Origin of the sequence: Clostridium sp. CM74B_53, from assembly GCF_036318045.1 — a bacterium.
Taxonomy (GTDB): Bacteria; Bacillota; Clostridia; order Lachnospirales; family Lachnospiraceae; genus Pilosibacter.
The window spans coordinates 25,894-48,532 of record NZ_JAWQDE010000022.1 but is presented as its reverse complement, the minus strand read 5'-3'; the positions used below and the strand labels follow the sequence as shown (position 1 = coordinate 48,532).

The 22,639-nt window shown below is 49.9% G+C and carries 20 protein-coding genes and 1 tRNA gene; 4 read left to right on the top strand and 17 right to left on the bottom strand.

The window, feature by feature from the left end:
* From tnpA to V2546_RS14570, 3 genes are all read right to left on the bottom strand, one after another.
* On the bottom strand, positions 1-374 hold a 374-nt coding region (gene tnpA / locus V2546_RS14580), incomplete at its 3' end, for an IS200/IS605 family transposase (RefSeq protein ID WP_329752694.1).
* A gap of 203 nt (positions 375-577) precedes the next feature.
* Positions 578-3,778 carry a carbamoyl-phosphate synthase large subunit gene (gene carB / locus V2546_RS14575; protein WP_329752693.1) on the bottom strand — a complete coding sequence of 1,067 codons (3,201 nt, stop codon included), beginning with the start codon at positions 3,776-3,778 and terminating at the stop codon, positions 578-580.
* Positions 3,778-4,851: a carbamoyl phosphate synthase small subunit gene (locus tag V2546_RS14570; RefSeq protein ID WP_329752691.1), complete on the bottom strand. Its 1,074-nt coding sequence runs from the start codon at positions 4,849-4,851 to the stop codon at positions 3,778-3,780. The genes carB and V2546_RS14570 overlap by 1 nt, the downstream gene beginning before the upstream one ends.
* Before the next feature lie 354 nt (positions 4,852-5,205).
* Here V2546_RS14570 and udp point away from each other — a divergent pair, with 354 nt between their 5' ends.
* Both udp and V2546_RS14560 read left to right on the top strand, forming a co-directional pair.
* Positions 5,206-5,997 carry a uridine phosphorylase gene (udp, locus tag V2546_RS14565; RefSeq protein WP_118532965.1) on the top strand — a complete coding sequence of 264 codons (792 nt, stop codon included), beginning with the start codon at positions 5,206-5,208 and terminating at the stop codon, positions 5,995-5,997.
* A 99-nt stretch (positions 5,998-6,096) separates the two neighbouring features.
* Positions 6,097-6,429 (top strand): hypothetical protein, encoded by a 333-nt coding sequence (locus V2546_RS14560; protein ID WP_118532963.1) that lies wholly within the window; start codon positions 6,097-6,099, stop codon positions 6,427-6,429.
* 208 nt (positions 6,430-6,637) lie between these two features.
* On the opposite strand, the gene V2546_RS14555 is transcribed toward V2546_RS14560, so the two are convergent.
* From V2546_RS14555 to V2546_RS14500, 12 genes are all read right to left on the bottom strand, one after another.
* Positions 6,638-6,708: transfer RNA gene (locus V2546_RS14555), tRNA-Gly, on the bottom strand.
* Between the two features lie 269 nt (positions 6,709-6,977).
* On the bottom strand, positions 6,978-8,216 hold the full coding sequence (locus tag V2546_RS14550; protein ID WP_118532961.1) for a peptidoglycan-binding protein: 1,239 nt from the start codon (positions 8,214-8,216) through the stop codon (positions 6,978-6,980).
* Between the two features lie 188 nt (positions 8,217-8,404).
* Positions 8,405-9,514 carry a sporulation integral membrane protein YtvI gene (gene ytvI / locus V2546_RS14545; RefSeq protein WP_118532959.1) on the bottom strand — a complete coding sequence of 370 codons (1,110 nt, stop codon included), beginning with the start codon at positions 9,512-9,514 and terminating at the stop codon, positions 8,405-8,407.
* Positions 9,515-9,599: 85 nt separating this feature from the next.
* Positions 9,600-10,796 (bottom strand): pyridoxal phosphate-dependent aminotransferase, encoded by a 1,197-nt coding sequence (locus V2546_RS14540; RefSeq protein ID WP_118532957.1) that lies wholly within the window; start codon positions 10,794-10,796, stop codon positions 9,600-9,602.
* Positions 10,793-12,130, bottom strand: a complete 1,338-nt coding sequence (locus V2546_RS14535; protein WP_118532955.1) for an O-antigen polymerase — start codon at positions 12,128-12,130, stop codon at positions 10,793-10,795. Before V2546_RS14535 ends, V2546_RS14540 begins: the two co-directional genes overlap by 4 nt.
* 6 nt (positions 12,131-12,136) lie before the next feature.
* Positions 12,137-12,400 carry an HPr family phosphocarrier protein gene (locus tag V2546_RS14530; protein WP_118532953.1) on the bottom strand — a complete coding sequence of 88 codons (264 nt, stop codon included), beginning with the start codon at positions 12,398-12,400 and terminating at the stop codon, positions 12,137-12,139.
* Between the two features lie 15 nt (positions 12,401-12,415).
* Complete coding sequence (locus tag V2546_RS14525; protein ID WP_118532951.1) at positions 12,416-13,855, bottom strand: CdaR family protein; 1,440 nt, start codon at positions 13,853-13,855, stop codon at positions 12,416-12,418.
* Positions 13,836-14,705 (bottom strand): diadenylate cyclase CdaA, encoded by an 870-nt coding sequence (gene cdaA / locus V2546_RS14520; protein WP_118532949.1) that lies wholly within the window; start codon positions 14,703-14,705, stop codon positions 13,836-13,838. Before cdaA ends, V2546_RS14525 begins: the two co-directional genes overlap by 20 nt.
* A gap of 18 nt (positions 14,706-14,723) precedes the next feature.
* On the bottom strand, positions 14,724-15,686 hold the full coding sequence (locus V2546_RS14515; protein WP_118532947.1) for an ABC transporter permease: 963 nt from the start codon (positions 15,684-15,686) through the stop codon (positions 14,724-14,726).
* Positions 15,683-16,132: a hypothetical protein gene (locus V2546_RS14510; RefSeq protein WP_243022360.1), complete on the bottom strand. Its 450-nt coding sequence runs from the start codon at positions 16,130-16,132 to the stop codon at positions 15,683-15,685. The genes V2546_RS14515 and V2546_RS14510 overlap by 4 nt, the downstream gene beginning before the upstream one ends.
* Positions 16,133-16,385: 253 nt before the next feature.
* Complete coding sequence (gene galT, locus V2546_RS14505; RefSeq protein ID WP_118532943.1) at positions 16,386-17,882, bottom strand: UDP-glucose--hexose-1-phosphate uridylyltransferase; 1,497 nt, start codon at positions 17,880-17,882, stop codon at positions 16,386-16,388.
* 251 nt (positions 17,883-18,133) lie between these two features.
* Positions 18,134-18,652: a Gx transporter family protein gene (locus tag V2546_RS14500; RefSeq protein WP_118296977.1), complete on the bottom strand. Its 519-nt coding sequence runs from the start codon at positions 18,650-18,652 to the stop codon at positions 18,134-18,136.
* 139 nt (positions 18,653-18,791) lie between these two features.
* Here V2546_RS14500 and V2546_RS14495 point away from each other — a divergent pair, with 139 nt between their 5' ends.
* Together V2546_RS14495 and V2546_RS14490 are read left to right on the top strand one after the other, a co-directional pair.
* Positions 18,792-19,820: an FAD:protein FMN transferase gene (locus tag V2546_RS14495; RefSeq protein WP_118296978.1), complete on the top strand. Its 1,029-nt coding sequence runs from the start codon at positions 18,792-18,794 to the stop codon at positions 19,818-19,820.
* Between the two features lie 72 nt (positions 19,821-19,892).
* Positions 19,893-20,267, top strand: a complete 375-nt coding sequence (locus tag V2546_RS14490; RefSeq protein ID WP_243015976.1) for a NusG domain II-containing protein — start codon at positions 19,893-19,895, stop codon at positions 20,265-20,267.
* A gap of 148 nt (positions 20,268-20,415) precedes the next feature.
* Here V2546_RS14490 and V2546_RS14485 read toward each other — a convergent pair whose 3' ends face one another.
* On the bottom strand, positions 20,416-21,018 hold the full coding sequence (locus tag V2546_RS14485) for a hydrolase (RefSeq protein ID WP_118532939.1): 603 nt from the start codon (positions 21,016-21,018) through the stop codon (positions 20,416-20,418).
* A 167-nt stretch (positions 21,019-21,185) separates the two neighbouring features.
* Positions 21,186-22,532, bottom strand: a complete 1,347-nt coding sequence (locus V2546_RS14480) for a D-alanyl-D-alanine carboxypeptidase family protein (protein ID WP_329752689.1) — start codon at positions 22,530-22,532, stop codon at positions 21,186-21,188.
* Between the last annotated feature and the right edge of the window lie 107 nt (positions 22,533-22,639).

The window sequence follows — 22,639 nt, the reverse complement described above, 5'->3', positions numbered from 1 at the left end:
CTGACGGTCACAGCGCAGTAAGATGGGTTCCAGAGATGTCCGCCCCACAGCTCCCTTTTCAGTTCCGGATGTGCAAGAAACAACTGTCTCGCAAGATTTCCTTTCATGATCTTGATCATATCCGAAACAAAGAACTGCGGTTTACAATCCAGTAACAGGTGGATATGGTCCGGCATTACTTCCATCGCAAGGATCCGAAATTGATATTCTTGTGCGATTTCCTGCAACATTTCTTTGCACTCCTGATCTACACCATTGGTCAGAACTTTCTTTCGGTATTTCGTGCACCAGACCAGATGATATTGAAGCGAGTACACATATCCTCTACCATACGAAAGAGAATTTTCTTTAATAGTAAATATATCTTTTTCCATATGAATATTATACCATATGTTACTAAGCATGTAAACATATGTTCGATATTATTGTAAATAAATAGCGCACCTAACTCATCACTGAAGTAACGAGAATGCGGTGCGTGTTTTTCAAATTTCCGGCATACGCTGCTGGGGCAACGTAAAAAGCAGCCCATCTCACTCCAGCGTGAAACGGGCTGCTCTTCTATTTTTTACCAATATCAGATTTCAGCAATATTGATCAGTGTAAGTTCTTTTGCACGATTTTCCATACTTGTCACAAGCGCTCTCGCAGTATCGACCGCAGTGAGAACGGTAACGCCTGTCTCGATCGCATTCCGGCGGATGATAAAGCCGTCATGGCTTCTCTCTGCGCCCTGTGCTGGGATATCGATGACAAGGTCGATCTCATGTCCAAGGATCAGGTCAAGAAGGTTCGGAGACTCCTGCTCGATCTTTCTTACCGGAATGACCTTTACGCCGTGCTCATTGAAGTACTTCGCGGTTCCTGCGGTACAGAAGATGCGGTATCCCTGTGCCTTGAATCTCGCTGCGATGTCGAGCATCTCTTCCTTGTCGGAATCACGGACAGTCATGACCATGTTCTTGTACTTCGGAAGCTTGATGCCTGCGCCCTGGAATGCCTTGTAAAGAGCTTCATTAAAGGTCTTTGCGATACCAAGACACTCACCTGTAGATTTCATCTCCGGTCCAAGGCTGATATCAGCGCCGCGGATCTTCTCGAAGGAGAATACCGGCATCTTCACTGCATAGTAATCTGCCTCTTTCTGAAGGCCCGGTGTGTAGCCGAGTTCGCGGATCGTGTGGCCGCAGATGATCTGGGTTGCGAGCGGAACAATCGGGATTCCTGTTACCTTGCTGATATACGGTACGGTTCTGGAAGAACGCGGGTTTACTTCAATGATGTAAACATTCTCGCCATCAACGATGAACTGGATGTTGATCATACCTTTGACATGAAGTGCTCTCGCAAGCTTCTCGGTGTAATCCACGATTGTCTTCTTATTGTTCTCGGAGATGCTCTTTGCCGGATATACGGAGATACTGTCACCGGAATGGATACCGGTACGCTCGATATGCTCCATGATACCCGGGATCAGGATGTCGGTGCCGTCGCAGATCGCGTCAACCTCGATCTCCTTACCCATGATGTATTTGTCGACCAGGATCGGGTGTTCCTGGGCGATCCGGTTGATGATGCCGATAAATTCATCGATATCTTCGTCACAGATCGCGATCTGCATGCCCTGTCCGCCAAGAACGTAGGACGGGCGGACGAGTACCGGGTAACCTAACTCGTTTGCCGCCTTTTTCGCTTCTTCTGCGGTGAATACGGTATGTCCCTTTGCTCTCGGGATCTGGCATTTCTCAAGAATCTCATCGAAGAGCTCTCTGTCCTCTGCCGCGTCAACGTCCTCAGCAGCAGTTCCAAGGATCGGAACGCCCATCTTCATTAAGGCCTCGGTCAGTTTGATCGCTGTCTGTCCGCCGAACTGGACAACGGCTCCGTCCGGTTTCTCGATATCGACGATGCTCTCGACATCTTCCGGTGTCAGCGGCTCAAAATACAGCTTGTCTGCGATATCGAAGTCTGTGCTGACGGTCTCCGGGTTGTTGTTGATGATAATGGTCTCAAAACCTTCTTTTGCAAACGACCATGTGCTGTGTACGGAACAGAAGTCGAACTCGATACCCTGTCCGATACGGATCGGGCCGGAGCCGAGAACGAGGACTTTTCTCTTCTCAGTCTCACCTTCCGCCTCATTTTCACTTCCGAAGCAGGAATAGTAGTAAGGAGTCTCTGCCGCGAACTCAGCTGCGCAGGTATCTACCATCTTGAAAGCTGCGCGGATGTTGTTGTCATGGCGCATCTTCTTGATCTCGTCTTCTGTGAGACCTGTGAGTCTTGCGATCACGTTATCCGGGAACTCGATGCGTTTTGCTTCTTTTAAGAGTTCTGCGTCGAGGTTCTTTCCGGCTTTCTTTAAGGCATTCTCCATTTCAACGAGGATCATCAATTTATCGATAAACCAGATATCGATCTTCGTGATATCATGGATCAGCTCGTAATCGAAACCGCGGCGGAGTGCCTCTGCAATAACCCAGATCCGGCGGTCATCCACGTTGTGAAGCTGCTCTTTTAACTGTTCATCTGTGAGTCCGCTGTAGTCGTAAGACATTAAGGAATCCACATGCTGCTCCAGGGAACGGATCGCCTTCATCAAGCCGCCCTCGAAGTTCGTGCAGATACTCATGACCTCACCGGTCGCCTTCATCTGGGTTCCCAGCTGATGGCTCGCGCTGATGAATTTATCGAACGGAAGTCTCGGCATCTTGACAACGACGTAGTCAAGCATCGGCTCGAAACTTGCGTATGTTTTCTTTGTAACGGCATTCTTGATCTCATCCAGTGTATAGCCGAGAGCGATCTTCGCAGCAACCTTTGCGATCGGGTATCCTGTCGCCTTGGAAGCAAGTGCGGAGGAACGGCTGACACGCGGGTTTACCTCGATCACGCAGTACTCGAAGCTCTCCGGGTGAAGCGCATACTGTACGTTGCAGCCGCCGGTGATGCCGAGCTCTGTGATGATCTTTAACGCGGAGGTACGGAGCATCTGGTACTCTTTATCTCCCAGTGTCTGGGACGGAGCAACAACGATACTGTCACCGGTGTGAACGCCGACCGGGTCGATATTCTCCATGTTGCAGACGGTGATCACGTTGCCGGCACTATCACGCATTACCTCGTACTCGATCTCTTTCCATCCTGCGATGCAGCGCTCTACAAGAACCTGGCCGACACGGGATAAACGGAGTCCGTTTTCAAGGATCTCCGCGCACTGCTCTGCGTCATAGGCGATACCGCCGCCGGAGCCGCCGAGTGTATAAGCCGGACGGAGAACAACCGGATATCCGATCTTTTCCGCAACAGCAAGACCGGTCTGTACATCCTCAACGATCTCGGACGGAGCGACCGGCTCGCCGATCTTTTCCATGGTCTCCTTGAACATCTCACGATCCTCGGCCTTCTTGATCGTCAAGGCTGTGGTACCGATGAGGCGCACGTTGTTTGCCTTTAAGATGCCTGCTTCCTCGAGTTCCATCGCGAGGTTTAAGCCGGCCTGACCGCCCAGTGTCGGGAGAACGCTGTCCGGTTTTTCCTTCTTGATCAGCTGCTCAACAACCTCGGTTGTCAGCGGCTCGATATAAACGCGGTCAGCGATATCCTTATCGGTCATGATCGTTGCCGGGTTGGAGTTTAAGAGAACGACTTCGATGCCCTCTTCCTTTAAGGAACGGCACGCCTGTGTTCCCGCATAGTCAAATTCTGCGGCCTGGCCGATAACGATCGGACCGGAACCGATTACAAGTACTTTCTTGATCTCTGGATTCTTAGGCATTATCTTTCCTCCTCCATCATGCGTAAAAAGCGGTCAAACAGATATCCGGAATCCTGTGGTCCCGGGCATGCTTCCGGGTGGTACTGAACGGTAAAGATGTTCTTGCCCACGTACTTTAATCCTTCGTTTGTCTTATCGTTTACATTCACGAAAGCCTGGACTGCAACCTTCGGATCGAGGCTGTGCTCGTCCACTGCATATCCATGGTTCTGGGAGGAGATGTAGACACGTCCTGTCTCAAGGTCCTTGACCGGGTGGTTGCCGCCGCGGTGACCGTATTTTAATTTGTAGGTATTGGCGCCTGTCGCGAGAGCCATGAGCTGGTGACCAAGGCAGATTGCAAATACCGGGATATCTGACTCGTAGAACTTGCGGACTTCTTTGATGATCTCCGTGTTCTCAGCCGGGTCTCCAGGGCCGTTTGACAGCATGATCCCGTCCGGATTTGTCTTTAATACTTCCTCCGCCGGAGTGTCCGCCGGATATACGGTCACTTCGCAGCCTCTCTTATTTAACTCTCTCGCGATATTCTTCTTCGCGCCGAAGTCCATGAGGGCAACTTTCTTTCCGGTTCCCGGGAGAACATATTTCTCCTTTGTGGTCGTCTTTAATACAACGCCTGTTACTTTATACGCCTTGATCCGCTCTTTCACTTCCTCGAGATCATATGATCCGTTGGTCGTGATCATGCCGTTCATGGTTCCTTTTTCTCTTAAGATCTTTGTGAGGGCTCTTGTATCGATACCACTGATACCTGGAATATCCTGTTCTTCTAAGAAATGCTGAATCGTGTCCCCACTTCTGAAATTACTGGGGATCCTAGATAATTCTCTGACAATATAACCATCCGGCCACGCCTGTCCGGATTCCATATCTTCTTTACAAATACCGTAATTACCAATTAACGGATAAGTCATTACCACTGCCTGTCCTGCGTAGGACGGATCGGTAAGGACTTCTAAATAACCGGTCATGGATGTGTTAAAAACAATTTCACTGATCACTTCTCTGGTAGAGCCGATGCTTGTTCCTTCAAACACGGTTCCGTCTTCCAGTATTAAATATGCTTTCATGACGCCACCCTTTCTTATGTGTTCATTTCGCTGCTTGATCCGGGCATACTTATCTCAGCCCAAATTTTCACTATTCTACCATGAGTATCGATATTTTTCAACTGGTTTCGCGGATTTTTTTCAAGTTTTTTCAAATGAAAGTTAGCAGTAGCAAACCCCGGTGATTTTTCAGGGATTGCCGAACATTCTTAATTCCGGTTTCTGCATAAAACACCATCACAAAGCATTTGCCCTCCGTCGGTTTTATCATCTATTGTTTTCCCCATTCCAAAATGTTAAAATAGAAAAAAATCGAATTTTTCTGAGCAGCGGCGGAAACCGGATCTTTTCCGCTCCGCTCAAAAAGGAGGTTCTATGAGCAAACTTGTTTATGCAAAAGAAAAAGAATACCATATCGGCGTCAGTGCAGGGGAAGTCGGACGCTATGTGATCCTTCCGGGTGATCCGGGACGCTGTGAAAAGATCGCCAGACATTTTGACAACCCGGTAAAGATTGCCCAGAACCGGGAGTACACAACATATACCGGATATCTTGACGGCGAGAAAGTCAGCGTCGTCTCCACCGGAATTGGCGGACCATCCGCGTCCATCGCAGTCGAGGAGCTTGTCCACTGCGGTGCGGACACCTTCATCCGGGTCGGTACTTCCGGCGGAATGCAGAAAGAAGTTCTTGGCGGGGATCTCGTGATCGCGACCGGTGCGATCCGCTTTGAGGGGACCACAAAAGAGTACGCACCGATCGAGTACCCGGCCGTCCCGGATTTCGATGTCGTAGCGGCTCTGAAAGAAGCTTCCGAGGAACTCGGATACCGCCATCATCTCGGCGTTGTCCAGTGCAAGGACAACTTCTATGGTCAGCATTCCCCGGACTCCATGCCGGTCGCCGATGAGCTGAACTCAAAATGGAAAGCCTGGATCGCCTGCGGCGCCCTCGCCTCCGAGATGGAATCCGCAGCCCTCTTCATCGTCGGCAGCGTCCGCAGAGTCCGCACCGGCTCCGTAATGCTCGTGATCGCAAACCAGACAAGACGTGAACTCGGCCTTGAGGACGTCCAGGTCTACGATACGGAGGCTGCTGTCGTGACGGCGGTGGAGGCGATGAGGAAGCTGATCCGGAAGGATAAAGCGGCATCCGCTGCGAAGTAGGACTTTTTTCCATCCATTCCCAGTTCTGTCAGCAGAATTTTATGGTAGAATCTGTTTTGTAACATTTTTGTAACATTTCAAATAACAGGAGGTTTTACCATGAAAAAACAGATGATGGCAGTTCTCGCATTTTCCGCCATGATGACACTCACAATGCCTTTCGCGTCCTTCGCCGCAGGCCGTTCCTGCCAGACTGCGTTTCCTTCCGGAAGCACCTGCGCTTCCAATGGAAACTATGCTGTTTCCGTGATCCGGATGCAGAACGGCTGTGCGGTCTCAAATCTCCGTGCTGCCGATGTGTACCGGATACTCGGAGCAAGCTGCACAGACCAGACATGCGGCAGCACCTGCAGTTCCGGGATTGGATGCGATACGGGCTGCAATACAGGCTGCAGAACGAATTTCTGTGGGAATCTGAGTTTCCGACGCTGATTTCTCAAAGAACCGGCCACACACTTTCACGTGGCCGGTTCTTTTTATAACAAGTGAAAACACACTTTGCAAGTTTCCCCCTTGTTATCGCGACAGTCGTCGAGGTCTCGCGCAAGCGCGGACTTTGGCTCGTTGTTTGCCTAAATAAAAACAGTCCTCTGCACACTGGGATTTCCAATGAACAGAGGACTGAATCTGCTGCCTATAAAGCAGATAACGGGAATCGAACCCGCCTTTCCAGCTTGGGAAGCTAGCGTTCTACCGATGAACCATATCTGCAATCTTTTTTTAACATGTGTATCATAGCACATTTTTTTATATTTCACAAGGCTTTTTCTGGTAAATTACAGAAAATCGTTCCTGTTTTTCCGACAACATTGTTTTTTATGCCGCTTCCTGTCTACAAAAAAGGACGGCAATCCATGAAAATCCGGGGCTTTTTCAGAGGAGGAGCTCTCCATACTTTCTCTATCGTGAAAACAAGCGCGGCAGTGGATTTTGCCGATCCTGAATACAGATTGACGGCAAAATCCTGCCCCGTCTCCAATCTATGACAGCTCTGCGATCCTGGTGATCCCCACATAAATGTGAGAGATCTTATACCAGGTGGCAAAGTCCACCACTCCGGTCTGCGGCAATCCGAAGATCGACTGAAATTCCCGGACTGCTGCCGCGGTAGCCGGACCGTAGATCCCGTCAGGGGAAATATCCGGAATTGCGGTATACACGCTGGAGATTGCGTCTAACTGCTCCTGCAGCTGCCGCACCTTATCACCGGTGGCACCAATCTTCAGATCATATCCCGGCCACGATGCCGGGATGCCGGAAATCTGTTCCGCCGTATTGATATACATATCATCTCCATAAAAATTCCGCAGGATCTCGATCGGACTATACCCCGCTTCTCCGAGCTCGCAGCTGCCCCATTGCGTTAACCACCCCGGACACCGAACCTTCCGCCCATCGCAATACTGTGTCAGGATCGGCTGTTTCACTCCCGGCCGCGAAAGATAATTATCAAAAATATCATCCACCACGACAGAGATGGACTCAAAAATATTCCGCCCATAAATCCATTTATGATCATACGCGGTTGATGATGTGATCGTAAAATCATATCCCTGATTGCGGTACCATTCCGTATAAACACGATTTAACGTGAAGGACATGATCGCCAGCACATTCGCGACGATCGTGGAGCGGGGCCACGTCGCATAGATCTCACTGGAAGCCACATTTTTGATGTAATCACGGTAAGGAACATAATAGTCCGGTGCAGACGCATTGGTCGGTGCGCCGTCATGCACCACGATGGTCTGTGGGACAACAACTCTGGAGAGTACGATCTCTCCTGTTTCCGTGACCGGTTTGATCTCACTCTCCGCGATTTTTGGAAGATAATCCCCATAGAGCGTATGATCCGGGATCGTCACCGTCTCCGTCTGCTCTCCGGTCGGTGCATTGGAAAGCGGACGCAGACGGATCCCCTGGATCGCCGTCACCTCCGCCAGAACTTCCGTCCCGGAAACAAGAAACGGTTTGAATCCCGGAGCCGTGATCCGGATCGTGTATTCCGCGTACGGGCGCTCCGTCTCCTCCGGCGATAAGGAAAGTTCCGGCGGCGGTGCATCTAATGAAAGATTCTCCGTCTGCCCGGAACTGTTCGTCCGCGTCTCCTCGATAATCTTATCCGGCTCTTCTGTCCTGGCGATCGCAACATCCGCATCCTGCACCGGAAAACTGTTCACATCAGATACAACATCAACTTGCAAATATCCCTGTGCCATACTATCCTCGATCGATCGAATATCATTTTATTTTATGCCGTGACAGACCGGATGATTCATCACCGATAAAAACAGGCATTCTGGAACCTTCTTTCGTTCCAAAATGCCTGTTTTATATTTACGCAAACAACGAGCCAAAGTCCGCGCTTGCGCGAGACCTTGGCGACTGTCGCGATATCAATGGGAATCTAGCCCTCCATCAGTTTCCTGATCTCCTCCGCAAGAAGTTTCACATTCCGGATCAGTCCGTCAAACGCTCCGTACTCATAAAAACGGATAAACAGGATCCCGATCGGCACTGCGATGATCATTCCGGCGATGCCGCGGAACTTGAAACCAAGATAAAGGAAAAACAAAGTTGCTAACGGCGGAAGTCCCATACTGTCACCGACGATCTTCGGCTGGATCACCTGGCGGATCCCCTGTGTCAGGACATAAAGTACGATGAGACCGACCGCATACCCGTACTCACCGGTAAACAGCTTCACCACCGCCCACGGGATCAGCGCCGTTCCCGTTCCGAACATTGGAAGAAAATCAAGGATCGCGATCCCAATCCCAAGAAAAATCCCATACGGGACCCCAAGGATCAGCATTCCGATCACAAGAACGATCGCGATCACGAACATGATCTTAAACTGTGCAAGAAAATATCCGCCGATCAGCGTCCGGGCATCCTTCCTCACCATTCTCCCATACTTTAACACCGGTTCCGGTGTAAACTGCTTCACTGTCTCCACGATCCTGTCATGATCCGCAAGAAACAGATACGACGAGAGACAGATGATGATCGCATTGACAAACACCTCCGGGAGCGTGCGGACCACTCTTCCGCCCGCCGATGCCGCGATCTTCTGAACAAAGTCCCCGATGTAACCGCCCGCGTTCTCCAGGATCGCACCGATCGTATTTTCCGTGTCCGCCGGAAGATACTTCAAAAGACCGCCGATCCGGGCATACGCCTGATTGACCTCGCCCTGAACAGATCCATAAATTTCCGGCAGCGCCTGGACAAACTCCGTCATCTCCTGAAACAGCCAGGAACACAGCCCATAAAATCCAAAGATCACGAGTCCAAGAACCCCGACGACCAGGATCACTGAACCATGGCGGCGGACGATCTTCAGCTTTCTCTCAAGAAACCGGACCAGCGGATTCGCGATCATCGCCACGATCCACCCGATCACAAACGGCAGGAAAAACACCACCAGCCGCAATCCCCATACGCACACCGCGTAGATGATCGCTAATGGCACAACAATATTTAAAATAATTCCCATATACTTTCTGAAATTCATTTTGCGGACCTCCTATCCACGTAAAAATCCTGCTTTTCTCATCTGCAGTATTTTACCCAGGCAGATCCCCCTTTATATATCATTCTTACTTGCAGAGCCCATACTCCTTCGCGATCTCCTTAAACGCCGGCAGTGACCTCTCGATCTGCTCATAAGACACGCAATAAGCCAGTCTCACATACCCCGGACAAGCAAACGAACTTCCCGGAACCACCAGCACATGATGCTTCTTTGCCACCTCGCAGAACTCCTTCTCGTCCTCAACCGGTGACTTCACAAACAGATAGAACGCTCCATCCGGCTTCGCACAAGTAAACCCGTACTCCGTCAATGCCCCGTAGATCAGATTCCTGTTCTTCTCATAAGTTGCAAGATCCACCGTCACATCATGCTGGATGCAGTACTGGAGTGCCTTCTGGATCAGGGACGGCGCATTCACACACCCGATCACACGGTTTGCGATCGTAGCCGCACCGATCAGCGCAGCGGAGTCATCCACCTCATCCGGGATCACAACATATCCGATACGCTCACCCGGAACAGAAAGAGACTTACTGTAAGAGTATCCCACAACCGCATTGTGGTAGAACTTTGTCACAAACGGAACATCCACTCCGCCGTAAGCAAGCTCGCGGTACGGCTCATCAGAGATCAGTACGATCGATGTGCCGAACTCCTTCTCCTTCTTCTCCATGATCGCAGCCAGTGCTTTGATCGTCGCCTCATCATAGACAACACCTGTCGGGTTGTTCGGATTGTTGATGATGACAGCCTTCGTTCTGGCAGTGATCTTCGCCTCAAACTCATCAAGCTTCGGCATAAATGTCTCCGTATCCGGAGAAATGATCACTACATTTCCGTCATAGTTTCTCACATACGCATTATATTCCACAAAATACGGTGCAAATACGATCACTTCATCGCCCGGATTCAAAATACTCTTTAAGATGATATTTAAACCGCTGGCCGCACCGACCGTCATGATCAGGTTTTTGAATGAGAAATTCGTTCCAAAACGCTTATTTAAAGAATCCGCGATCGTCTGGCGAACATCCTCAAAACCGGCGTTGCTCATATATCCATGGAGTGTCATGAAATCCTCATTTTTCACCACATCAAGGATCGCCTCTGTCACCTGCGGGACCGGCACATTCGGATTTCCAAGGCTGAAGTCATAGACATTCTCTTTTCCGTAAATGGCCGCCATGCGCTTTCCTTCCTCGAACATTGCACGGATCGCGGAATTGTTTGCCATAAATGGTTTCATTTTTTCTGATATCATAACTGTTTCCTCCGTTTATTTTTTATCTCTAAGAAAATTCCAAAGGCACCGGTCACCGCAAAGTAAAACCAGGTCGTCGGATTGGAATACCAGGTTGTAAAGAACGAGAGCATAAAATAGAGAGCCGCCTGGGAATAAAACAGATACCAGGCCGGATTTCTTCCCGGATAGATCCTCGAAGAAAGCCACGCAGACAGGACTCCGAGTACCGATGAAAAGAAAAATACACCGGCGATACCAAAATCATAATAGGCATCGTAGAACAAGGTGACCGTCGTCAGCTCCTCCTTCGTCACGTAGATCGGCCAGTCCACGAGCACCGGCTTTAAAAATTTAAGCCCGGAGAGAGCCCAGAGCGGGAACATTCCCTTTAATCCCATCGAATGGGCGGGAAGCTGCTTTACAAGACAGTCAAAATTGTCGTAATTGTTTGCAATGTACATGTACGGCTGCGTGATAAAGATCGGCGTAGCTGCATTCTTCATCTCGAAAATCCCGTTGAGATACGTCACATCGTGACTTCTCGCGATCGTCAGGATCACATAGAGCGGAACAAGTCCTGCCGCAGCAAAGAAAAGATACCGGAGTTTTCTGTGTCCGCTGACGATCATAAAGGTCAGCACCGCAAGGATCACCGCAAAGATCAGCTGAAATCTCGATACGCAGAGCACCGGGATCAGAAGAGCGACTCCTGTCAGAATAAGCGAAAGGATCTTTTCCGTTTTTTTCATCTCTCTCTTGTAGAACCAGAGAAGAACCTCCATCGACGGGACCAGCACACAGGAAACCGTCAGATAATGAACTCCTGAGATATGGAAATAGGAATATGCATGGGGCACCCCGCGAAGCAGGAACGGAACATATCCCAGGCGGACTGCTTCAAACAGAAACGCCGCAAACGACAATGCTGTAAGTCCGGCAATCGCTATAAAAATATGATCCCCGTATTTTGCGGCAGCTGCCTGCGTAAATCCGCTCTGCAGACATTCTTTCTGAACATTACCATCCTTTGCGGATTCCGTTTTCTTTCTGCTGAACCGCTTTTCTGCAAGTTCATACACATTCCAGAATGCCGCAAATGCGACAAAAAAACATGCCCAGGTTTCGAGGCTCCACTCTGTCTGGAGTCTGGAAAGCTTCAGACAGGAAATCCCCTCTCCGCCTACATAGAACAAGGAAAACAGCCCGCGCAGATGGAGCGGGTTTCCACTCTTTCCGTATTCTCTCAGATAGAGATAGACCGCTGCCAGGAGCAGCGACATCCCCGATAAGGTAAAATGGGCGCTGAATGCAAAAAGCATGGCAGCGCCGTAACAGATCACATAAACCAGCATATCAGCCTACTCTCCGAGACCACTGTTGATCAGCTCTGTGATCGCGGCCATGGCTTCCTGCTCATCCGCTCCATCACAGATCAATTCGATCTCATCTCCGCACTTTACGCATGCCCCCAGCACGCTCAGTACACTTTTTGCATTTGCTGTCGTGTGTCCATATTCAAATTTGATCGAACTCTGAAACCGCAATGCCGCCTTGCACAGAAGCCCTGCCGGTCTCAAGTGCAGACCGGTCGGGTTTCCAATTGTAACTTTTTGCTTTACCATAAGTATTTTTAACTCCTAATTTCGAAATAACGTCTGAAGTCCGATTGCCTGATGAGCTTCTGTTGTCTCTGGCGGGACGATCACCGCATGTCTTGTCGCTGCTGCGGTGGTCTCCTCCTCTGTCTCCGCCTCTTTGCTGCTCTCTGCAGTAATCTCAGACGCTTTAGTTGTCTCCTCTACGGTTGTCTCCGGTGTTGTCTCTGCCGCGGATTCCTGCTCTTTTGTAACATTTACCACACAGCTGGAGATTCCCAGCAGATCATACGCCGAATCCAGTTCTCTGTTCAGTGTAGGCTGAATCTGATGACTTCCCTCTCCCATTCCTGAGACATTCAGACTCAGATCATCGGATGTGAACTGCAGGCTGTCAAGTTCCTCCTGAAGCGCTCGGATCCGGATCGTAACGGTTGCCGGTTCCGCCTGATAGCTGTAGGAACTGTTAGCGCCAACATAACAGTCAGAACTGATGCGCACCGTGTATTCCTGCTCTTTTAACGGCTCCACGGTCAAAGTCACCGTGATCTCGGAGCTGTCCATTCCGGCAAGGGAAACTCCCTCCGGCAGGTAATCATTCAGATCGATCGTCTTTACGATGTTCGCCTTTGCTCCGGTAACATCCAGCTCTTCTTTCGGGATCGTGATGGTATTTAAGGACGCCAGAGCGCTCTTTAATCCAACTACCGGCACACTCTTAAGCGCGCATTCCACACCTGAATAACGGTAACCGCTCGCCACCTCACCGGTGACATCGAAGTCCAGGCTCAGATTCTTCACCTTCAGGATCTCCATGGTGTAATCCACGCTCTTGCAGTTGCTGATCAGACGGTCGCTGATCGTAATGCTGTTGTTATTTGCATCATAGAACTTCGGCTCCTCCGAATCGCTCCAGTCTGCATTCTTTCCGTCTAAATTGATCTCGACCCCGACACTGCTGATCTGCCCGATCAGGGATTCCGGACCTTCCACCGTAAGTGTTTCCGGTGAGAGTGTCACTTTACCGGTTTGGTAACCATCCTCGAGCATTCCCGTCGTCGTAACCCCGATCGTAAATGTCTTTCTCTGAAGAGGTTCCGTCTCGATCTTGATGGTCCCGCTCCGGCTTACCGGGGTAGATACCAGGTACTCCGAGTGATTTAAGACCTCGATCTTGATCGGGATCGCTCCTGTCACAGACCACATATCCGTCATATCCGCATAGGCACGGAAATCTGAAGAACGGATCCGATACGCATTCGTCGTCTTTACCTCATACTGCACTGTCGTCGTCGACTTTCCGACAACCTCGTAAGTCAGATTATTCTTTGTGAGGACATCACTGTTGACGATCTCCACCGGCACCTCGACCGTATCCGTCATGACCGGATCTGCCACATTGACAACTCCCAGCCAGACTAAAAAAGCACACAGGAAGGAAATCAGCAAAAGCCCCCATCTTTTATTCTGCTTTTCTTTCATTTTTATGCCATCCCTTCAGAAGTTTGAACGGGCCGGATACAGTCTCCTCCTGCGGCTTCGCAGCGATCGCAAGTTTCAGCTCTTCCGGACTGTTGATCCTTCTTAAACTTCCGCGTTCTGCCAGCGATACCCGTCCGGTCTCCTCCGATACGACCACCGTCAGACTGTCCGTGCTCTCACTGATCCCCAGAGCTGCGCGGTGTCTCGTTCCGAGATCCTTACTGATGCTGAGGTTATCAGAAAGCGGCAGGTAACAGGTCGCAGAGGTCACACGGTTTCCGCGGATAATGATCGCTCCATCGTGAAGCGGCGTATTATGCTCAAAAATATTGATCAGAAGCTGGCTCGTCACGATCCCGTCCACCGGGATCCCTGTTCGCTCGATCTCCGGAAGCGGAGTGTCGCGCTCGATCACGATCAGCGCTCCTGTCTTTACTTTTCCCATCTCGAAGGCAGCGCGTGTAATCTCGTTTACGGTCTTTTCCGTATATCCCTCCTGGAGTCTGGAATTCTCGGAAATAAAAAGATCTGTGATGATGTTTTTGCTTCCGAGCTGCTCCAGCGCTTTCCGGAGTTCCGGCTGGAAGATAATGATGAGAGCCGTCAATACGAGCTGGCCCATATGGTTGATGATCCAGGTGATCGTATTCAGATGGAACATCGCCGCCAGCAGATAGAATCCGACAATGATCATACCACCCCGCAGCAGCACTCCTGCTCTCGTCGACTTTACCCACAAAAGGACTTCATAGATCAGGACTGTGAGGATCAGAATTTCAAAAAGATTCGACAATGTGATCTTCGGAATAAATGTAAACCAGGAATACATATTCCCAAGAAATTCTGTCATTTTGTTACCTCCGTACAATTATTCACGCGTTTCATTTTTCTCGCGTCTCACGTTTTTTCTCGAATAGATCCGCTGTACCTTTACGTCCGGTGCGGACACCGTGAGCTTCGGGACAGCTTTTACATAATAATAGTAATCATCATCTTCATACTGCAGATACTCTGTTCTCGTATAATCCACTGCGAATACAAAGAACTGGTAGATCAGGGCGATCACCACCGAGACAACGATCCCAAAGATCATGGAACCGGCAGATACCGGAAGATTGAAGTTGAAATCTCCCACAAAGATCACAGCAAGCTGGGTGATCACTCCTGCAACGATGGCGATGGACCAGGAATAATCCACCGAGAGATTTTTGATAATGAGCACGACAAGGATCGCAGCGGCAAACGCAGCCACCATGACCCACATGAGTTCATTTCCGAACACATTTTTTACGATCTGGATAAAACGGTCCGCCATCTCCGTCATGGAGCTTCCGGTCAGTGTCCCCGCATTCTGCTTTAAATACATCAGGATATAGTAAATGCAGACACCACAGCACACCGGAACGATCGAGACCAGACTTCCGGAAAGACCTACGACGAGCGGGACCACATACGGGATCCGCAGGAAAAACAGCAGCGGAGTCAGGAGCAGAAGATATCCGTCCCCCGGGCGGAAACCATAGTAAAGGACAGTAACCGCGAGCATGAATACAAAGATGATCAGGGCGATCTCCAGAGACACCTGGGAAACATGGATCAGGATAAAGATCCCGGCTAAAAACGCAGTCACTCCGTACGGGATAAAGGAGGCGATCAGTCCCATTACCACCGGGATCAGCGGATTTTTCAGCTTTGTCATAAATCCCACATTCGCATTGATCAGCCAGAAGGTGAGAAATCCCACCAGAAATCTTACGACCGGTACGATGTAAATATTATATTTCCCATAAAATTGTTTCAGTTTTTCCTTAAATACTAAAAGTCCGATCACTTACTCTTTTCCTCCCCGTTTTCCTTGACTCCCTGCTGGTTGTACTTTTTATCCAGCCGCCGGAGTTTTGCCTGGTAGATCTTCAGTTTTCCCACCGCCTCATCATAGCGTCTCGAATAGATCTTCCAGGTCACGACAAGATATGCGAGAAGTCCTGCCACATAGTAAAATACAAGGCGTGCACCAAGTGAAAGCAGATCGTCGACTGCCATCGCATTGATCAGATCATCAAAACGGTAAAGGACCCATAGCATCAGGCACAGGCAGACGGTCAGTGAATACGCGATAAACGACCGGATCAGGTGACTTCCCACATAATCGCTCTTAAAATACCGGTTCGCAGGAATGGATTCCTTCATCATTTTCTTTTCAAACATGGCGATCCCCGTCATCAGACGGATCTTCTCCTCATTTAACATGTCAGTCTCCTTTTCACGTTCCGGCATCAGATACAGGCTGCTGAAAAGACCGTTCCTTTTGATTTTTCTCTGCCGCCGCCGTTGAGTTTCTCATCTTCCACTCTCCTCACCACCGGCAGCGACAGGAGAATTTCTGCTGATTCTCGTTAAACAGTTATCAAGTATAACATATTTTCCTGCGCTTGGCGAGACACCGTCCTTACATTTATGAAAATATTAAGGAAAATGTAACGTGATCGCAGTGATTCACTCCCATTCTGCATATGCGTCCGCAGGATCTTCAGTTCAGGGACGCGATAAATCTTCCGAATGCCTCCCGGCCTGCCTCTGTGCGTTTATAGACACCGGCATCCTCCAGAACATTCGCAAATACATGACCGACCTCATCCTGCAGGATCTCCATCACATTGTCTTTTGTGATCTTCTCGTATTTCGGAAGGAATTCCTCCACCCAGTCCGCATGTTTCGCGATCGACTCTTCGCTGCGGATGTCTTTTCCTTCTACAATATAAGCTGCGAGCAGGGCAAGCTCTTCTTTCAGTCTTGACGGAAGGACCGCAAGACCCATGACTTCGATCAGTCCGATGTTCTCTTTTTTAATGTGATGCAGCTTCGGGTTCGGATGGAACAGGCCGAGCGGGCGGTCCTCGGTGGTGCGGTTATTTCTGAGCACCAGGTCCAGCTCAAACTTCCCATCGCGGAATCTCGCGATCGGGGTGATCGTGTTGTGCGGTTCTCCGTTTGTATCCGCATAAATATCCGCATCCGCATCTGTGTATCCGCGCCATGCAGTCAGGATCTTGTCTGCAAGATCGATCAGCCGCTCTTTCTTTTCCCCACGGATCCGGATCACGGACATCGGCCATTTTACGATCCCGGCTTCCACATCCTCGAATCCATTGACTGTAAAACTCTTTTCCACCGGCGCCTTCGCCATTGCAAAGGTATATCTTCCGCCCTGGAAATGGTCGTGGGTCAGGATGGAACCGCCAACGATCGGGAGATCCGCATTGGATCCCAGGAAATAGTGCGGGAACATCGTGACGAAATCAAATAATTTCTTAAATGTGTTCCGGTCGATCTTCATCGGCGTATGTTTTCCGTTGAAGACGATGCAGTGCTCATTATAATAGACATACGGAGAATACTGGAATCCCCAGTTCTCCCCGTTTAAAGTCAGCGGGATGATCCTGTGGTTGTTTCTCGCCGGATGATTGACGCGGCCCGCATAGCCGACGTTCTCCATGCAGAGCAGGCATTTCGGATATCCGCTCTGTTTCATGTTCTTTGCAGCTGCGATCGCTTTCGGATCTTTCTCCGGTTTGGAGAGGTTTACCGTGATATCGAGATCCCCATACTCTGTCTTTGTGATCCACTTCAGATCTTTACAGACGCGGTAACGGCGGATATAGTTGGAATCCTGGCTCAGTTTATAGAAATAACCGGTCGCATCCTCCGGGGACTTTTCATATTCACTGTGGAACTTTTTTACGACCTCACTCGGGCGCGGCATCAGGCAGTTCATGAGCCGCGTATCAAAGAGATCCCGGTACACAACGCTGTTGTTTTCAAGGATCCCGTGTTCTGCCGCGTAATCGGTCAGCTCATTTAAGGTATCTTCCAGGCTGATCGTCCCCACGATCTCGCCAGGCTCTTCATATTCATCCATGCCGAGAACTTCCAGGATCTGGTTTCTGGCGTAGATCTCGTCTTCTTTTTCGATCAGGCCTGTTTCTTTTCCATACTGTACCAGTTTTTTTACTGACATTTCAATCATGATGTATCCCCTCCGATTTTGCGGTTATATGTTAGCTTGCATGATAGTTGATTGGCTGGTTTTTGTGCGCTCTTCTTGTTTTTCCGATGGAAAAACAAGAAGCATAGGGCGGTCGCCCTATGCCCGATTATTCCGCATCATTCTCTCAGACAAGTAAACTTGCCTGAGAGAATGCTCCGAAACAATCGGGCGCACTTGCAACCTGTTACCATTCATTATAGTAAAAATATCCCCTCAATACAATCGGTATTTTATTTTTTTATACCGCGCATTGCGTGCATCAGGCGTTCTGTAATGATCCCGCCGACAACTCCGATCAGGGTTCCTGCGATGCAGCCGGCGGCGAGGAGGAACGGGAGATAGTAAAATACGCCTGCTGTCTGGACAATGACAGCTGCGAATGTGATCTGACCGATGTTGTGGGCGATGCCGCCGAGGACACTGATACCGATCTGGGAGAGTTTTCCCGTTTTCTTTAAGATTGCCATCACAAACAGGCTGAGAAAGCTTCCTGACAGCCCGTAGATCATACTGTATGGATTTCCAAAAGATAAACCCACAAGAACGATGCGGATCAGGGTCACCGCGATCGTTCCGGGGATCCCGATCAGGTAAAGTCCCACCACCGTCACAAGGTTCGCGAGTCCAAGCTTTACGCCCGGGACCGGGATCGGAATGGGGATCAGCGTCTCAACAAAGCTGAGCACCATGGCGAGTGCGATGAGAAGTCCGTACAATGCGATATTTATCGCCTTTTTTTCTCGATACATAGGATCGATCCCTCGTCTTTCTTGACTTTCAAAAGTCTGTTTGTTAGAATAAAAAATCAGATATTATGAGGATCCGGCGTAACGGCTCCTCATTGATCGGAAAGTTACGATCATCCATCAAATTACAGGAAGTACAAATATGAACAAAAAAACAATCTTCAGCATCTGTGCCGCCGGTCTCATCCTCGTTTCCGGCATGGCACTGAGTGGATGCCAAAATAGTGACGGTCCGGGTCTTCTCACTCCTGAGACTCCTTTGAGCCGTTCCGATTTTCTGCTCAACACCTTCGTCACCATCACCCTCTACGATTCTGACGACTCCTCTATCTTAGACGATTCGATGGCACTTTGTAAAGAGTATGAAAACATTTTCAGCAAGACGTTAGAGACCAGTGAACTCTATCAGATCAACCACCGGACTACGGACACCGTCACGGTTTCCGACGATATGGCGGCGCTCTTATCGAAAGGTCTGGAATACTGCGAAAAGTCCGGCGGCGCTTTCGACATTACGATCGAACCGCTGAGCTCCCTCTGGAACTTCACGAGTGGCGAGGCTGTGATCCCGGATGCGGCGGACATTGAAGCGGACATTCCGAAAGTGGATTATCACAACCTGGTCCTCTCCGGAAACACCCTGACGTTCCTTTCCCCTGACACCACGATCGATCTCGGATCTATCGCGAAGGGATATATCGCCGACCGTATCAAGGATCAGCTTCTGGATGCCGGCGTGAAGAGCGCAATCATTAATCTCGGCGGAAACGTTCTCTGCGTCGGAGAAAAGCCGGATGGGAGCAAGTTCCACATCGGACTTCAGAAACCGTTTGCGGACCGCGATGAGACTTTTGAGGTGCTTGGCATCGATGATCTCTCCGTTGTCACTTCCGGCGTCTATGAACGCCATTTTGAGGTTGACGGAAAAAATTACCATCATATTTTAAATCCGGCAACGGGGTATCCTTACGATAACGGGCTGATCTCCGTGACGATCCTTTCCGAAGAATCCGTGGACGGTGACGGTCTCTCCACCACCTGCTTTTCTCTCGGACTTGAAAAAGGACTGGAGCTTGCAAATTCCCTCGACGGGATCTATGCATGCTTTATCGATGAGGATTATCACGTTTATTATTCGGACGGGATGGAAGACTTTATCATTAAACAATGATCCCCGGCTCAGCGCATCCGGGATCCGCAGGCACTGCAGCCTCATTGGTTATTGAGTTTTCAGGAGATTTTTATGACAGAAAATAAAGACATGAAACACACACTTTTTAAGAAACAGGACCTGATCCTGATCGCCGTGGTCCTTGCGGCTGCCGCTCTTCTGTTTCTCGGGACAAAGCTGATGCATAAGAGCCCGGCAGAAGTCGTCGAGATCTCTGTCGACGGAAACGTCGTCGAGACACTCGATCTCGCAAAAGATCAGGAACTCACGATCGATGGTGCATCCGGCGGCACAAACCATCTGATCATCAAAGACGGGGAAGTCTGGGTCTCCGAAGCGACCTGCCCCGATAAGATCTGCGTTCACCAGGGGAAGATCCATATGGACGGCGAGATCATCGTCTGCCTGCCGAACAAAATGACCGCACAGATCAAGAGCGTGAAATGACAGGACCGGGAGGGAAACCCGACCGGACGATAGAAAAGTTTTCCCACCAGCTTAAAAACCTGAGGAGCCCAAAAAGCTTCTCAGGTTTTCACTTGTTATTTCTCTGTTAAGTTTCCTGTCCGTACTCCATCTCACAGGCTTTCCGCTTTTATTCCGCCAGTCCCATCTCTTTCATCTCTTCCGCAACAGAGTCCTCGCAGGATCTCATGGCGAGGATCGTCATCTCCATCAGCTTCGGCAGTTCCCAGCCGAGATTTTCCGCCCCTTTTGTGATGACGTCTCTGGAGCATCCGGCCGCAAACTTCTTATCCTTAAATTTTTTCTTTAAGCTGGATACTTCCATATCCTTCGTGCTCTTTGAAGGGCGCATCTTCGCTGCCGCCCAGATCAAACCGGTCAACTCGTCTGCCGCAAAGAGGACTTTCTCCATCTCATGCTCCGGCTTTGCGTTGATCCACTCGTGGATGCCGTATCCGTGGCTGCAGACTGCATGGATCACCTCGTCTTCCGCTCCGCCTTCTTTTAACAGGCGCGGGGCAATCAGACAGTGTTCTTCCGGGTATTCCTCAAAATCAATATCATGAAGGATTCCGCAGATCTCCCAGAATCCGGCTTCATCCCCATATCCAAGCTCATTCGCGTACCATTTTAAAACTCCCCCGACGGTAAGTCCATGGAGAATGTGGAACGGTTCTTTGTTGTGTTTTCTGAGGAGCTCGATGGCATCCTCTCTTGTAAGTTTTGTCTGCATGCTTTTATGCCTCCGTACTGATAGATTTTCAGTAACTGTCCGGTACCCTTGCAGTTACCAATTTTCTTTTCTATCAGTATAACAGGATTTCCCTATAATTCAAGTATGTATGATAACAGGATTCCCATCACATGTTACTGCCAGAACGTTACTGTTCGCGACCAATGTCAGTAGAGCCAGAACTTCATCATCACGATCCTCTCTGCATATCCAAAATCCCACCGGTCAACCTTCCCATCTGTCACCACCGGATCACTGTCCAGAATAATCCCATCGATCATATAATCTCTCTGCCCCACCGGCATGCCCTCCTGCACCGGTGCAGCCACAGCCTTTGCAATCTTCGTTCTCACCCTGATTTTTTCATCTTTTCCCAGCAGGACACGGAGTGTTTTCTCATCTGCACTCCCATTTTCGATCCGAATCTTCACCTCCGACTCAACACCGTTTTCCACTGAAATCACCGCAGATTTCCCAAGTCCCTGTTTTTCGACCTCCCGGTATTCAAAATTTTCCTCCCCATATTCCACAAGCTTTCTCATATCCTGCCACTTGTATGTCTTATGGGGCGGCCATCCGCAGCCTAAAAGTGCTGCAATCAATAATCTCTCTCCTCTTTTTACCGCCCCTACATAGCAGTACCCGGCTTTTCCCGTAAATCCGGTCTTTCCGCAGACCGCGCCCGCCATGGATGTCAGAAGCGCATTGTGGTTCATACAGGAAAAGCTTCGTGCGCCGGAGAGGTCTGAAAACGTATGGGACGGCGCTCTTGTGATGGCAAGAAATTCTTCCTTCGCCGGAGAGAGCAGGATCCCGTATCTGAGAATCCGCGCCAGATCTTCCGCCGTTGTGGAATGGATCTTTCCGCTCTCCCTCTCCGTTGCGTCCAGTCCGTTGGGCGTCAGAAAATATGTATCCTCACACCCGAGTTCCACCGCTTTCCGGTTCATCATATCCGCGAAATTCTCCACACTGCCTCCAACGGCCTCAGCGATTGCTGCTGCGGAATCATTATGGGATTCCAGCATCATGGAGTACAGAAGATCTCTCAGGCAGTATCTTTCCCCCTTTCTCACATGTAGCTTTACCTCCGGCATCGATGCTGCGCGGTCTGAGATCAGGACTTCAGTGTCCGGTCCGGCATTTTCCAGTGCCAGAATACAGGTCATGATCTTCGTGGTACTGGCCATCGGAAGGACTTCCGTCTCGTTTTTTCCGTATAGAATGCGCCCCGTATCGCCATCCAGCAAAACAGCGGCACGGGAGTTCAGAAGGAGCGGATCCGTCTCCGGCTGCGCTGCCGCCGATTCCAGCGCGGTCTGACCAGCCTGACGTCCGCTGTGTTCCGCATATAGATAATTTCCGGGAACTACAGCCGCAAAAAACAGGAATGCCCCCAGACACAGCTGCAAAATTGGCGACGCTTCATGTTTTCTCTCCACCTTTTCTGCCGGTCTGGTCCATTCTCCGGCCCACGACCGTGCCTTTTTAGCGATATTTTGATTCTTCCACATGTTTCAGAACTTCCGCTGTATATTTATCACAACATATGCGTCTGCTTTCTGAGACTTGCCGCGCAATTTTTCCTGTGGTACAATGAGATCTGCTGACTGCCCGTATT